The organism is Amycolatopsis sp. NBRC 101858 (genome assembly GCF_030269325.1).
Taxonomy (GTDB): Bacteria; Actinomycetota; Actinomycetes; order Mycobacteriales; family Pseudonocardiaceae; genus Amycolatopsis; species Amycolatopsis ponsaeliensis.
Window position 1 is genome coordinate 2,603,081 of sequence record NZ_BSTD01000001.1, and the last position, 13,700, is coordinate 2,616,780.

The 13,700-nt window shown below is 70.3% G+C and carries 12 protein-coding genes and 1 tRNA gene; 11 read left to right on the top strand and 2 right to left on the bottom strand.

The genetic code is table 11. From position 1 onward, the window contains the following. Positions 1-55 precede the first annotated feature (55 nt). Together QSK39_RS12660 and QSK39_RS12665 are read left to right on the top strand one after the other, a co-directional pair. Positions 56-595, top strand: coding sequence for a DUF2716 domain-containing protein (locus tag QSK39_RS12660; RefSeq protein ID WP_285477784.1), 540 nt, complete (start codon positions 56-58; stop codon positions 593-595). A gap of 33 nt (positions 596-628) precedes the next feature. Continuing rightward, entirely contained in the window at positions 629-1,027 is a 399-nt protein-coding gene (locus QSK39_RS12665) for an immunity 7 family protein (protein ID WP_285477785.1), read from the top strand. Here the strand turns inward: QSK39_RS12665 and QSK39_RS12670 are convergent. Beyond that, positions 1,024-2,490 (bottom strand): phosphocholine-specific phospholipase C, encoded by a 1,467-nt coding sequence (locus tag QSK39_RS12670; protein ID WP_285477786.1) that lies wholly within the window; start codon positions 2,488-2,490, stop codon positions 1,024-1,026. The genes QSK39_RS12665 and QSK39_RS12670 overlap by 4 nt on opposite strands. A 211-nt stretch (positions 2,491-2,701) precedes the next feature. After that, positions 2,702-2,774: transfer RNA gene (locus tag QSK39_RS12675), tRNA-Gly, on the bottom strand. A 188-nt stretch (positions 2,775-2,962) separates the two neighbouring features. Between QSK39_RS12675 and QSK39_RS12680 the strand changes: the two genes are divergently transcribed. The 9 genes from QSK39_RS12680 (at position 2,963) to QSK39_RS12720 (ending at position 13,665) form a co-directional block, all read left to right on the top strand. Then, positions 2,963-4,495 carry a sigma-70 family RNA polymerase sigma factor gene (locus tag QSK39_RS12680; RefSeq protein ID WP_285477787.1) on the top strand — a complete coding sequence of 511 codons (1,533 nt, stop codon included), beginning with the start codon at positions 2,963-2,965 and terminating at the stop codon, positions 4,493-4,495. Between the two features lie 113 nt (positions 4,496-4,608). Continuing rightward, the gene (locus QSK39_RS12685) at positions 4,609-5,049 is read left to right on the top strand and encodes a DUF983 domain-containing protein (RefSeq protein WP_257922856.1); all 441 of its coding nucleotides are present in this window, start codon (positions 4,609-4,611) and stop codon (positions 5,047-5,049) included. A gap of 39 nt (positions 5,050-5,088) precedes the next feature. After that, entirely contained in the window at positions 5,089-5,949 is an 861-nt protein-coding gene (locus QSK39_RS12690; RefSeq protein WP_285477788.1) for an Fpg/Nei family DNA glycosylase, read from the top strand. A 292-nt stretch (positions 5,950-6,241) separates the two neighbouring features. Next, a complete protein-coding gene (locus QSK39_RS12695) occupies positions 6,242-7,555 on the top strand; it encodes a histidine kinase (protein WP_285477789.1) in 1,314 nt (437 codons plus the stop codon). 20 nt (positions 7,556-7,575) lie between these two features. After that, positions 7,576-8,421, top strand: a complete 846-nt coding sequence (locus QSK39_RS12700; protein ID WP_285477790.1) for a S49 family peptidase — start codon at positions 7,576-7,578, stop codon at positions 8,419-8,421. 555 nt (positions 8,422-8,976) lie between these two features. Further along, positions 8,977-10,368, top strand: coding sequence for a carbohydrate-binding protein (locus tag QSK39_RS12705; protein ID WP_285477791.1), 1,392 nt, complete (start codon positions 8,977-8,979; stop codon positions 10,366-10,368). 92 nt (positions 10,369-10,460) lie between these two features. Continuing rightward, positions 10,461-11,297, top strand: coding sequence for a LytR/AlgR family response regulator transcription factor (locus QSK39_RS12710; RefSeq protein ID WP_196425823.1), 837 nt, complete (start codon positions 10,461-10,463; stop codon positions 11,295-11,297). A 13-nt stretch (positions 11,298-11,310) separates the two neighbouring features. Further along, complete coding sequence (locus QSK39_RS12715; RefSeq protein ID WP_285477792.1) at positions 11,311-11,844, top strand: DUF485 domain-containing protein; 534 nt, start codon at positions 11,311-11,313, stop codon at positions 11,842-11,844. A 30-nt stretch (positions 11,845-11,874) separates the two neighbouring features. After that, positions 11,875-13,665, top strand: coding sequence for a sodium/solute symporter (locus tag QSK39_RS12720; RefSeq protein WP_285477793.1), 1,791 nt, complete (start codon positions 11,875-11,877; stop codon positions 13,663-13,665). Positions 13,666-13,700: the final 35 nt, after the last annotated feature.

Sequence of the window (13,700 nt, forward strand, 5' to 3'; positions counted from 1 at the left end):
GAACACGAAGCTTTCGCGTGTTCTTTCGTGCCCGGCCAAGTCAGAGGTCCTCACAGTGAATGCTGCCTGGGAAGCCGTCTCCCGCGTCGCCGACGAACCCGCTTGGTACTGGGTGTACGACAAGCTGGGGTTCTGGCCGAGCACCTACGCGCACGCCTGGCCGGGCTTCCGCGAGCCGGCGCCGTCGCGGACCTGGGACCTTTCGCCCGGCGACCTGGACCGCGCCTCGGCCGAGTTCCGCCTCGGCCCGTACGCGGTCGAGGAGCACCAGGTCTCGGCCATCGCGCTGGCCGCGTTCCGCGAGGCCTGCGGCCCCGACGACTGGATGTGGGCACTGCACTGGCAGCACCAGTCCTACCGCCTCCGCCCGCACCGGATGACCCCCGGCGCGCGCTGGCCGGTGCCGGTGTTCCCGCGTGCGGACTACCACCTGTTCCTGGCCGCGGACTTCTCGTTCGGCACGCTCGGCCACCCCTGGGAGCGCACGCTCTGCGTGTTCGGCGAGAAGCTCGTGCCGGCGTTCGAGCGGCACGGCGAAGGCGTCCTGACGAACGTCCTGCGCAGCGACGGGAAGCCGTCCGCGCTGGCCCGCTGAGCTCGCGGTTGATCTCTTGCTACCGTTCTCCGGGTGTACGAATATCACGGCTGGGTGACCATCCAGGCGACCGCGAGCGGCGATGACGACGCGGCGCTCCTGGAGCGCCTGGTCGACCGCGTACAGCGCGCCATCCGCGACGCGGGCGGCTTCGACCTGGTCGACCTCCGCTGGAGCGCGGGCATGCCGATGCTCCACCTCGCGGGCTTCGACAAGCACGGCGGTCCCGGCTTGGAACTGCTCGACCTCTTCACCAGGGTCGGCGAACTGGCCGCGGGCTCGTACGGCCTGCTCCACGTCTGGGACGACCAGGACACCGAGCACGACAACGAATTCCGCGTCTACCGGATGGCCCGGGGCCAGGTCACGGAACGCGAAGACCCGCACCTGACCCCGGTCGCCCCGACGGTCCTGGACGTTTACGAGCTCTAGTGGCGCGGCACCCGCGGCCGTCCGCCCGGCTCCTGCTTCGGCGGCTTCTGGCCGGTGCCCGGGAACGTCGGCGCCGGCAGGTTCGCCTGCTCGTAGCGGGACAGCGTCAGCGGTCCTGACGTGTCGGGCAGCACCGGCGGCTGCGCCTTGTGGTCGTCGAACCGGAACGCCGAGGTCAGGTCGCCGAACGTCTTCCGGCGCCACTGCGAGATGTTCGGCTCGGCCACGCCCGTCACCTTCTCCAGGAACTGCAGCGTCGACGTGTGGTCGAAGTTCTCGCTGCACACCCAGCCACCCGCGGTCCACGGCGACACGACGATCGCCGGCACGCGGTAGCCCGCGCCGACCGGGAGGCCGTTGCCCGGGGTGCCTCCCGGAGAGGTCTTCGTGACGAACTCGCCCGGCGTCCCGGCCGGCGGCGTCGGCGGGACGACGTGGTCGAACAGGCCGTCGTTCTCGTCGTAGTTGAGGATGAACACCGTCTTGGCCCAGACCTCGGGGTTGGCCGCGATCGCGTCGATCTTCGACGCGACGAACGCGGCGCCCTCGGCCGGCGTGTACTGCGGGTGCTCGGACGCCGTCGAGGTGCAGATGATCCAGGAGACCGTCGGCAGCTTGCCGTTGCGCGCGTCGTACTCGAACTGGCCTTCGGGCCGGTGCGTCAGGCCGTTGACCGCGAGCGGCGAGTCCGCCGGCGCGTTCTTGAAGTTCGCGAAGTTCTCCAGCATGTTGCAGCCGTAGGTGTCGCTCTGCTCGTACACCTTCCAGCTGACGCCCGCCGCCTGCAGCCGCTCGGCGTACGTCGTCCAGGTGTAGCCGCCGGCCGGGGCCTTGTTGTCGAGGATCGGGCCGCCGTGCTCGCCGTCGGGGTCGATCGTGCCGGTCATCCACATCATCCGGTTCGGCCAGGTCGGGCCGAACACCGAGCAGTGGTAGCTGTCGCAGATGGTGAACGCCTCGGCCAGCGCGAACTGGAACGGCAGGTCGGCGCGGGTGTGGTAGCCCATGACGTAGGGGCCGTTCTTGCCGTCGGCCTTGCGGTGCGCCGGCAGCCAGCTGTCCATCTTCCCGCCGTTCCAGGCGTCGTGCTGGACCTGCCACGCGTGCGACGTCGACGGGATCTTCTGCGCGTTGGTGGCGTGCGTGTCCAGGTGGAACGGCAGCGCGTAGCCGGCGGGGTTCTCGGCGTCGGGCTGGTAGAAGACGGGCTTGCCGTTCGGCAGCCGCGCGGCGTGCGGGTCGCCGAACCCGCGGACCCCGGACAGCGTGCCGAAGTAGTGGTCGAAGGACCGGTTCTCCTGCATGAGCAGCACGACGTGCTCGATGTCGTCGAGCGAGCCGTGCTTGGGGGCGCCCTGGGCGAGCGCCCGCTGGACGTTCGGCGGCATGAGGGTGGCGGCAGCGGCGGTGGCGGCGGCACCGGCGGCCCCACCGAGGAGACGGCGACGGGTCAGTTCGGTCATGCTCAGCACGATCACGTCCGAGCATCACCCGAAGAGGTGGCATCGCGAAAACGCGGCCGGAACACCGGATGAAAACCATTGCCGAACCGGCACGAATCCGGCCAGAAGGTAACCGTTCGCCTGTGACGGCAGTCACCCGTGCGTCGAGAGCTTGGGCCCAACGACAAAGAACCGCTGCCCGGGTGTCCCGAGCAGCGGTTCTTTGATCTTGAGCGGATGACGGGATTCGAACCCGCGACCCTCACCTTGGCAAGGTGATGCGCTACCAGCTGCGCTACATCCGCACTGCCTTGCTGTTGAGATGCACTCTATACCAACTGAAAACTGCTCCGATGAGCGGGTCCCCCGGTGCCCTGACCCGGTACTTCGGCGTCACAGCTGGCGTACAAGGGGTGACGACGGCTGATTCCCTCCGTATGGTGTCCCCATTCGACCGAACGGGGAGACCTTCGGGGAGGAGGTGCCGGGCCGGATGACCGAGCTGGGCACTGCGCCGCCACCAGCGGCCTCGGAATCCGACGAGCAGGCGCTGCTGCAACGACTTCGAAACGGCGAGGACGCCGCGTTCGGGGAGCTGTTCGAGCTGCACGCCGCCGCCGTCCGGAGACTGGCGCAGAGCCTCGCTTCCGACCGGTCCGAGGCCGAGGACATCACCGCGGAGACGTTCTTCCGCGTGCTCCAGGCCCTTCGCCGCGGCTCCGGCCCCCGGGACTACGTCCGCGCCTACCTGCTGACCGTCGCCCGCCGGGTCTCCTGGGAGTGGCACGGTGCCCGCCGCGACGTCCCCGTGTCGGACGACGAGCTGACCTTCCGCGCCGGGGCGGGTGCCGACACGCACGCCCGCACGGCCGAGCACACCCTGATCACGACGGCGTTCACCAGCCTGCCCGAGCGCTGGCGGACCGTCCTGTGGCAGACCGAGGTCGAGGGCGAGCAGCCCGCCATGGTCGCCACGCACTTCGGGTTGAGCGCGAACGCCACGGCCGCACTGGCCCGGCGTGCCCGTCAGGGCCTCCGCGCGGCGTACTTGCAGGCACACCTTTCGGTGAACCGTGGGCCGGATTCGTGCCGCGCGGTCGTCGAGAAGCTCGGCGGGTTCACCGCGGGCAGCGTCACCGGCGCCGAGGCGGAGCGGATCAAGGCGCACCTGCACGGCTGCCCGTCGTGCCGCGCGACCCAGGACGAGCTGCGCGACGTCTGCTCGTCGCTGCGCGCGCACGCCGGGGTGCTGGTGCTGCTGGTGCCGGCGGCGGGTGCCGCCGCGAGCGGCAGCGGCGTGCTGGCCGGCCTCGGCGCGACGATCAAGGGCGTGCTGGTCGGGTCGAAGGTCAAGGTCGGGCTCGCGCTGGCGTCGACCGCGGCCGTGGGCGCCGTCGGCGTCGCGGCCGGTCCCGTCCTGTTCGGGACGACCCCGGCGCAGGACGTCAGCCTGACCGGCGGCGCGCCGGAGCTCGTCGTGGTGCCGCCGACCGAGCACCACCAGCCGCCCCCGCAGCCGCAGCAGGACCCGCGGATCGGCATCGGCGTGCTCAACGGCCGGGGTACCGGGGTCGCCGTCCCGGCGCGGCAGCGCACCGGCGACCGGCCGGTGGCGGCGAACGAGGTGCCGTCCGTGCCGGTGGGCGAGGTCCCCGGCGGGAGCGTCGGCACCGGGCCGGACCAGGGCACGAACGGCGACACCCCGCGCGACGACATCTCCTCGTCGACGTTCAGTGCGCCCGACAGCTCGGAGACGTCGCCGCGGCTGGACTCGACGAGCACGGAGATGACGACCGAGACGGTGCCGGAGGACGCCCCCGAGCTGTCGCCGTCCGGCCGCCCGGAGAGCACCACGACGACGACCCCGCCGGGCAAGCCGGAGCCGACCGGCGACGACCCGACGTCCACCGGGTCGTCGACGACGGTGACGCCGACGTACGGGAAGCCGTGGCCGAGCGGCGCGTCGAGCGTCACTGGTTCGGGCGAATCGACGGATTCGGCGTCCACGGACTCGCCGGCTCCCTGAACTGCGGTGATCAACTTCGCCGCGTGGGATGTCCGATTCCTCCCTCGCGCGGGCGAGCCCGCGCACGGTACCGTTGTGGGGCTCACCCTGCGGGCGCCCCGGGAGGCAACTGAATGAACCGGCTGGTACGCGGCGAAGACGGCCGCGACTGGGTGGTCCGTGCCCAGATGGAATGGCGTGCTCCGGCGACGGCCGACGACTTCGAGCACGACGTCGCCGGCAGCTACGGCCCCGGTATCGCGATGATCGTGGTCACCGCGCTGCTGGCCGTGATCCTCGTCGTGTGGACGCCGAACGAGGTGAACATCCCCGCGTGGGTGCTGCTGGCGCTGCTGCTCGTGGTGCTGTTCTTCCCGCTGCGGTGGATCCTGCGCCGGCCGTGGACGGTGGTCGCGGAGACCGAGGGCGACATGACCGGCGACCGGCCGTCCGAGCGCTGGGTCGGCACGATCCGCGGCATGTTCACCGTGCAGGGCGAGGTCAAGAAGATCTCCAAGACGATCCAGCGCCACTCGCTGCCGGACTTCGACGGGCCGCTGCACCCGGTCGAATAGCCGGTACCGGAATTCGGCCGAAGGGGTGAAACTGGGGGCATGCCCGAGCTACCCGAGGTCGAAGCGCTGGCGCACCACCTGCGTGAGAACGCGGTCGGCCAGACGATCTTCCGCATCGATGTCGCATCGTTGAGCGTCCTGAAGACGGCGACCCCGCCGTGGACGGACCTGCACGGCCGCGAGATCACCGGCGCGACCCGGCACGGCAAGCACCTCGACGTCGTCGCGGGCGACCTGCACCTGGTCGTCCACCTGGCCCGCGCGGGCTGGCTGCGCTGGTCCGACGGCCTGGCCGCGGCGCCGCTCAAGCCGGGCAAGGGCCCGATCTCGCTGCGCGTGCACCTCGAGTCCGCCACCGGGCCCGGCTTCGACCTCACCGAAGCGGGCACGAAGAAGGGCCTCGCGGTGTGGATCGTGAAGGACCCGCAGGAGATCGCGAGCGTGGCCCGCCTCGGCCCGGACGCCCTGTCGGTGGACGCCGTCCAGCTGCGCGAACTGTTCGCCGGGAAGAACACCCGGTTGAAGTGGGCGCTGACCGACCAGTCGCTGATCGCGGGCATCGGCAACGCGTACTCCGACGAGATCATGCACCGCGCGAAGCTCTCCCCGTACGCGACGATCGGCAAGCTCGACGACGGCGCGCTGGAGACCCTCGCCGAGGCGATCGTCGAGATCGAGTCCGACGCGGTCGGGCGCTCGGTGGGCCAGAAGGCAGCGCGCCTGAAGGGCGAGAAGCGCTCAGGCCTGCGCGTCCACGCACGCACGGGCCTCCCGTGCCCGGTCTGCGGCGACACCATCCGCGAGATCTCGTTCGCCGACAAGTCGTTCCAGTACTGCCCGACCTGCCAGACGGGCGGCAAGCCACTCGCCGACCGGCGGATGTCTCGGCTGCTCAAGTAGCCGGGTGACACCTGTGGTTGCCACGTCACGCACCGGGATTCCCCCGTTCGGCCGCAGGTGCTGTGCCGCCGGCGGCCCAGACCCCGGCCGGACCGCGATCGCCCTCAGCGAAACCGCCCTCTTCCTGGGACTTTCCCCGGATCCGGTGGAACAGGACGCGCCTCCCGCGTGTTGCGGACAGTGATCGGTCGGCCGGTCAACCGACTCTTAGTAGGGTCACCCCAACCCTCGGTCATCACAGTTGGACAGAAAGTGGGATCAGGCCTTGCACCCGGTTGGTCGAGCGCAGAGCATGGACGCCGTGTCCGGGTTTCCGCTTGCGCAGGTCGTCCCCTGGGGGGTCGCGGCCCTGCTCGGCATCGTGGTGATCGTGCTGCTCGTCAAGCAGCGCAAGCCGGCCAGCGTGGTGGAAGACGCCATGCTGCAGGCCGTCCACCGGATGTCGAAGGCCGCGCCGAACCTCCGCTCCGGCCTGGACGAGGACGCCGCCGACAAGATCACCACCCAGCTGCTGCAGATGCTCGACTGCGTCGCCGTCGGCATCACCGACAGCGAGGGCACGCTGCTGTCGTGGGACGGCGAGGCGAACGAGCACTACGTCGACCTCGTCGACGCGATCGGCGCGGCCATCCGCAAGCACCGCCGTGAGGTCGTCGCGCACGACCGGATGCCGTGCAACCACCGCGGCACCTGCCGGATGAAGACGGCCGTCATCGTGCCGCTGCTGGTCGAGGGCGAGACCGAGGCGGCGCTGATCGTCGTCGGCCGCACCCGTGGGCGCCTGGTGCAGATGGCCGACGCCGTCGCCCAGTTCGTCTGCACGCAGTTCGAGCTGTCCCGGCTCGACGAGTCGAAGCAGCAGCTCCAGCAGGCCGAGATCAAGGCCCTGCGCGCGCAGATCTCGCCGCACTTCGTCTACAACGCGCTCAACACGATCTCCGCGCTGATCCGCACGGACCCCGAAGAGGCGCGAGAGCTGCTTCAGGACTTCGCCGACTTCACGCGCTACTCGTTCCGCTCGTCGGGCATGTTCACCTCGCTCGCCGAGGAGCTGCGCAACATCGACCGCTACCTGACCATCGAGAACGCCCGCTTCGGCGGCCGGCTCGAGGTGCGGATGAAGATCGCGCCCGAGGTGCTCAGCGTCGTCGTGCCGTTCCTGATCATCCAGCCGCTCGTCGAAAACGCGGTCAAGCACGGCCTGGCCAGCAAGCCCAGCGGCGGCTGCGTCACGGTGATCGCGCAGGACCACGGCACCGAGGCGCTGATCAGCGTCGAGGACGACGGCATCGGCATGGACCCGCGGCGCCTGAAGGACGTCAAGAACGCGCACAGCACCGGCGCGCACGTCGGGCTCGGCAACATCAGCCAGCGCATGCAGCAGGTCTTCGGCAACGACTACGCGGTGATGGTCGAGACCGCGCCCGGCGCCGGCATGAAGGTGACGCTGCGGGTGCCGAAGTTCGTCCCCGGCGTCCGCCCGAACATGCCGGACTACAGCTCGGAAGACGCCGAGGTCCCGTCGCAGGGCGGTCCGGCCCAGCTCAACGGCGCCGAGGTGAACGGCGTCAACGGCACCCGTTCGGGCATCCTCCCCATGGGCTGAATCCCGGCTAGCCTGGCGTTATGAGCGTTACGGACAAGCTGGCTTCGCGGATCCCGGTCCTCGCCGACCGCGTGGAGCGCAAGGACGTCGTGGCCGTGGTGAAGCTGCACGGCGTGATCACGCCGTCGCCGTCGCCGCTGGCCAGGGGCGCGATCAACCTCGCCGCGGTCGAAACGGCGCTGACCAGGGCGTTCGGCCACGAGCGGCTGAAGGCGGTCGCGTTGCTGATCAACTCGCCGGGCGGCGCGCCGACGCAGTCCGGGCTGGTCGCGGAGCGGATCCGGCAGCTGGCCGACGAGAAGGGCGTGCCGGTCCTGGCGTTCTGCGAGGACGTCGCCGCCTCCGGCGGGTACTGGCTGGCCTGCGCGGCGGACGAGATCTACGCGCACCGCACGTCGATGGTCGGCTCGATCGGCGTGATCAGCGGTGGTTTCGGGTTCACCGGCCTGCTGGAGCGCTTCGGCATCGAGCGCCGCCTGCACACGGCGGGCGCGAACAAGTCGCGCCTCGACCCGTTCTCGCCCGAGAAGCCCGAAGACGTCGAGTGGCTGAAGAAGATGCACACCCAGCTCCACGAGCTGTTCGTGAGCTGGGTGAAGGAACGCCGCGGCGACCGCCTGACCGGCACCGAGGACCTGTTCACCGGCGACGTCTGGCTCGGCGCGAAGGCGCACGAGCTCGGCCTGATCGACGGCCTGGGCAGCCTCCGCCAGATCATCACCGAGCGCTACCCGGACGCCGACATCTCGGTGGCCGAGCCGAAGCGACCCCTCCTCGCCCGCCTCGGCGTCGGAGCCCCGGCGGCGGCATCGGCGGTGCTGGACGCGGTGACCCAGAAGGCGGCGTGGTCCCGCTTCGGCCTCTGACGAGCGTCGCTGCCCTCGCTGACGAGGGCGACGTCCGAGTCCGTCGCCGTGACGGTGCTGCCCTCCTGTTGACCAGGGAGGATCGGGCTCACTCGGCTTCCGAGGGATCGGTCGCGGCGGCTCGTGCCCTGCGCAATGTGCTGGCCCACCTGCCGCGGGGCGTGGCGGCTGCGGCGCTCCTCGAGGAGTTCCGCGGGCGGATGTGCTGTCCGAGGACGAGCAGGCGCAGTTCGTCCACGACTTCGCGCGCGCTTTCCAGGCTTCCGCGGAGCTGGGGCAGTGGTCGGTTCTTGCTCAGGCGGTCACGGAGTGGCGCAGCACCGCCGCCAGTCGGTGGTCGGGTCAGGCAGATCGTCTGGGGCGTCTCGGCGAGCACGGGTCAGCCGAGAAGCACTGAAGCCAGGTGTCCGGTTTGAGTACTTCCGGGCAGACTTTGTGACCTGTATCACTCTCCCCGCGTAACCCCTCTGGAGTTGCCGTGGGGCGTCGGGTGTCCTTGTGAACGGGCTTTGTTGCGATCGGCAACAAATCCGGACGACGAGGAGGTCGTACCCGATGCCCCACTCCCGAAGACTCGCCCTCGGTGCCGTGCTCGGCGCCGCGCTCATCGCCATTCCGCTGACCTTGCCCGCCGCCGCGTCCATCCCGCCGCCCGAATCGGGCTGGACCACGGTCTTCGCGGACGACTTCACCGGCGGTGCGAACACCCTGCCGTCGGGCTCGAACTGGATCATCGACACCGGTCACGCCTACCCCGGCGGCCCCGGCAACTGGGGCACCGGCGAGATCCAGAACTACACGTCGAGCACGTCGAACCTCTCCCAGGACGGCGCCGGCAACCTCCGCATCACGCCGTTGCGGGACGGCTCCGGCAACTGGACGTCGGCGCGGATCGAAACCCAGCGCACCGACTTCAAGCCGCCGTCCGGTGGGGTCCTGCGGATCGAAAGCCGGATCCAGATGCCGAACGTCACCGGCGCGGCCGCGCTCGGCTACTGGCCGGCGTTCTGGGCCCTCGGCGGCCCCTACCGGGGCAACTGGTGGAACTGGCCCGCCGTCGGCGAGTTCGACATCATGGAGAACGTCAACGGGATCAACTCCGTCTGGGGCGTCCTGCACTGCGGCGTCAACCCGGGCGGCCCGTGCAACGAGACCACCGGCATCGTCGCCAACCGGGCGTGCCCCGGCAGCAGCTGCCAGTCGGCCTTCCACACCTACCGCTTCGAATGGGACGCGAGCGTCAGCCCGCAGGTGTTCCGCTGGTTCGTCGACGGGCAGCAGTTCCACTCCGTCAGCCAGAACCAGGTCGACGCGACGACGTGGGCCAACATGACCAGCCACTCCGGGTACTTCGTGCTGCTGAACGTCGCGATCGGCGGCGCGTTCCCCAACAACAACTCCGGCACGACCACGCCGGGGCCGGGGATCGTGCCGGGCCGCCCGATGGTCGTCGACTACGTGACGGTCACCACCCGCGGCGGAGGTGGCGGCGGCACGACCACCCCGCCGACCACGACGACTCCGCCCGGCGGCGGCAGCAGCGCGTACAGCACGATCCAGGCCGAGTCGTACACCCAGCAGAACGGCCTGGCCAAGCAGACGACCAGCGACACCGGCGGCGGCCAGAACATCGGCCCGGCCGGCAACGGTGACTGGGCGCTCTACCCGAACGTCGACTTCGGCGGCAGCGCGGCGACGAACTTCCAGGCGCGCGTGGCGTCCGGGGCCGCGGGCGGGGTCAGCGGGCTGGTCGAGGTCCGGCTGGACAGCCTGTCCAACGCCCCGATCGGCAGCTTCGCGGTCGGCAACACCGGCGGCTGGCAGAGCTGGCGCACCGTCCCCGCGAACATCAGCGGGGTGACCGGGACGCACAACGTGTACGTGACGTTCACGAGCGGCCAGCCCGCCGACTTCGTGAACCTCAACTGGTTCACGTTCGTGCATTGATAGCGAGGGACCCCGCTGGTGGCGGCGTCACCGGCGGGGTCCCGCCACATCAGGCAGACGGGGGCTGGACATTGCACTCGGCAATGGGCAGGATGCGTTTCACTGTGAGTGCTCACGATGACACCCGGAAGCTCGTGGTCCTGGCTGTGGACGACGAGCCTCGAGGTCTGGACGAACTAGTCCACTGCCTGCGCAACAGCCCGCACGTCGCGAAGGTGTTCCCGGCGATCGACGCGTCGGAGGCCCTGCGGCTGCTGTCGACCGACGACCCGAGGCTACGCGACCGCAAGGAGCGTGGCCTGCCGATCGTCGACGCCGTCTTCGCCGACATCGACATGCCCGGATTGTCCGGGATGGAGATGTCCCGCGTGTTCGCCGCGCTCCGGCCCTCGCCGGCGCTCGTGTTCGTCACGGGGCACGCCGAAGAGGCGGTCAACGCCTTCGACCTCGGCGCACTGGACTACGTGCTCAAGCCGTACCAGCAGGATCGCCTGGACCGCGCGATCACGCGCGTGATCGAGAAGCTGGCTTCGGCCGCGGCGCCGGCGCCCGGCGCGCTCGGCGGCGAGCCGGGCGTGAAGAACGACGACGAGGTCATCCCGGTCGAGCTGGCCGGCACCACCAAGCTCATCCCGCGTTCCTCGGTCCGCTGGGTCGAAGCGCAGGGTGACTACGCGCGGTTGTTCACCACCGAAGGCAGCCACCTCGTCCGCATCCCGCTGGCCCAGCTCGAGGAACGCTGGGAGAAGGCCGGGTTCGTCCGGATCCACCGGTCGTTCCTGGTCGCGCTGCCGCTCATCACCGAGCTGCGCATGGGCCAGGGTGGCTACCAGGTCGTCATCGGCAACGAGGAGAAGGTGCTGCCGGTCAGCCGGCGGCACACCCGCGCGCTGAAGGACCGGCTGGTCGGTTCGGGCCGGAACGGCTGAGCCGGGCCAGGTCATGAGCGACGACTTCTACGACCGCCGCGCGAACGGCGTGCGAGAGCCCGATCCGACGCTCGGCAGGCGCGTCCGCCCGCAGCGGCCGCTGCCCCAGCCGTCGGAGCAGGCCGTCGTCGAGTCGCTCCCGCCGGCGCCGGAGAACGAGCCGGCGCCGAAGCCGGACCACCACGCCCGGCCCAAGCGCGAACGAGTGATCCTCAACGACCCGCGTCGCGGCAGCGGCACCCTGCGCGCCCGCGTCGAGCTGGAGGAGCAGACCAGCTGGGGAAAGCTGCTCGTGAAGGACCACCTGGTGAAGGTCCAGCTGCGCACGGCGATGCTGCTGGCCGGCCTCGTCGTCGTCGTGTTCGGTTCGCTGCCGGTGCTGTTCTACTTCCTGCCCGGGTTCTCCCGGCTGAGCGTGGTCGGCATCCCGGTGGCCTGGCTGATCCTGGGCGTCCTGCCGTTCCCGTTCCTGTTCGGCGTGGGCATCTGGTACAACCGCCTGGCCGAACGCAACGAGCGCGCGTTCGTGGACATGATCGAAAACTAGTTTCCGCACGACTCGTGCGAGGATTCCCCCGTGCAGCTGAACCCGTGGGCCTTGACCGGCATCGTGCTGGTCGCCGTGGTGACGTTCTTCCTCGGCCACCGCTCTTCGCGTTCGGCCACGAGCACGCACGACTTCCTGGTCGCCCGGCGGACCGTGCGGTCCCGCCGCAACGCCGCCGCGATCTCCGGTGAGTACCTGTCCGCGGCGTCGTTCCTCGGCATCGCGGGGATCGTGCTCAAGGACGGCGCCGACGCGCTGTGGTTCCCGATCGGCTTCACCGCGGGCTACCTCGCCCTGATGCTCTTCGTCGCGGCGCCGCTGCGGCGCTCCGGCGCGTACACGCTGCCCGACTTCGTCGAGATGCGGCTCGGCTCGAAGGGCCTGCGCCGGTTCTCCACGGCGTTCGTCGTGTTCATCGGGATCCTCTACATGGTCCCGCAGCTGCAGGGCGCCGGCCTGACGCTGGCGACGATCCTGCCGGTGCCGGTCTGGGCCGGCGCGGTCGTGGTGATGATCCTGGTGGCGTTCAACGTGATCGCCGGCGGCATGCGCGCGATCACCGTCGTCCAGGCCTTCCAGTACTGGCTCAAGCTGTTCGCGATCTCGGTGCCCGCGTTCGTGCTGTGCATGGTCTTCTTCGCCGGCGGCGGCCCGGACGGCTTCCGCCCGCTGGGCGCGCCCGCGCCGCCGGTGTTCACCAGCGACACCACAGTGGACGTCCAAACCGACGTCACCCTGCACGTCCGGAGCGACACCTACCTCTGGGCCTACGGGCGCACCGACAACGGCCCGGCCGCCGGGCCGACGCACTGGACCCCGCTGGCCCCGCACACGGTTTCCGAAGGCACCACGCTGAAGTTCCTGGCCGGCACGCCGGTACCGGTGGTCAGCGACGCGAGCGCGGACAACGCGAACTGGCTGCACCCGGGGTCGGGCAGCTTCACCGACCTGCTCCAGACGTACTCGCTGATGTTCGCGACGTTCCTGGGCACGATGGGCCTGCCGCACGTGCTGGTCCGCTTCTACACCAACCCCGACGGCAAGGCCGCGCGCCGCACCACCGTGCACGTCCTGCTGCTGCTCGGCCTGTTCTACCTGTTCCCGACGCTGCTGGGCGCGCTGTCCCGGATGTACGTCCCGGAGCTGCTGGTCACCGGCAAGACGGACGCGGCGATCCTGCGGTTGCCCTCGGCGATGCTGCCGGGGATCTGGGGCCAGGTCCTCGGCGCGGTCACCGCGGCGGGCGCGTTCGCGGCGTTCCTGTCCAGCACGTCCGGGTTGCTGGTGAGCGTCGCCGGGGTGGTGTCGACCGACCTGCTGCCCGGCCGGGTCCGTGACTTCCGCGTCGCGACCGTGCTCGTCGCGCTGTTCCCGATCGCGCTGGCGCTCGCGCTGCGGTCGGAGGACATCTCGCTGTCGATCGGGCTGACGTTCGCGCTCGCCGCGTCGACATTCAGCCCGCTGCTGGTGCTGGGCATCTGGTGGCGCAAGCTGTCCTGGCCGGGTGCGCTGGCCGGGATGTTCGTCGGCGGCGGGCTCGTGCTGGCCGCGCTGATCGTCAACGTCGTGAGCGGCTACACCGGCGGCTGGGCGCCGTGGTTCGTCAACCAGCCGGCCCTGATCACCGTGCCGGCCGCGTTCGTGACGACGTACTTCGTCAGCCGCGCGACCGGGTACGGCCGCCCGGACCACGTGCACGACATCATGCTGCGGCTGCACGCGCCCGATCCGCTCGGCTTCATGCGGGACAGGGCGGTCGCGCGATTCGGACAAGCCGAAGAAAAGACGCGAATCGCCGGCCGGGGCCGGCACCGCAAGTAACACGCTGACCGTCAGTAAGAAATTATTACCCGATC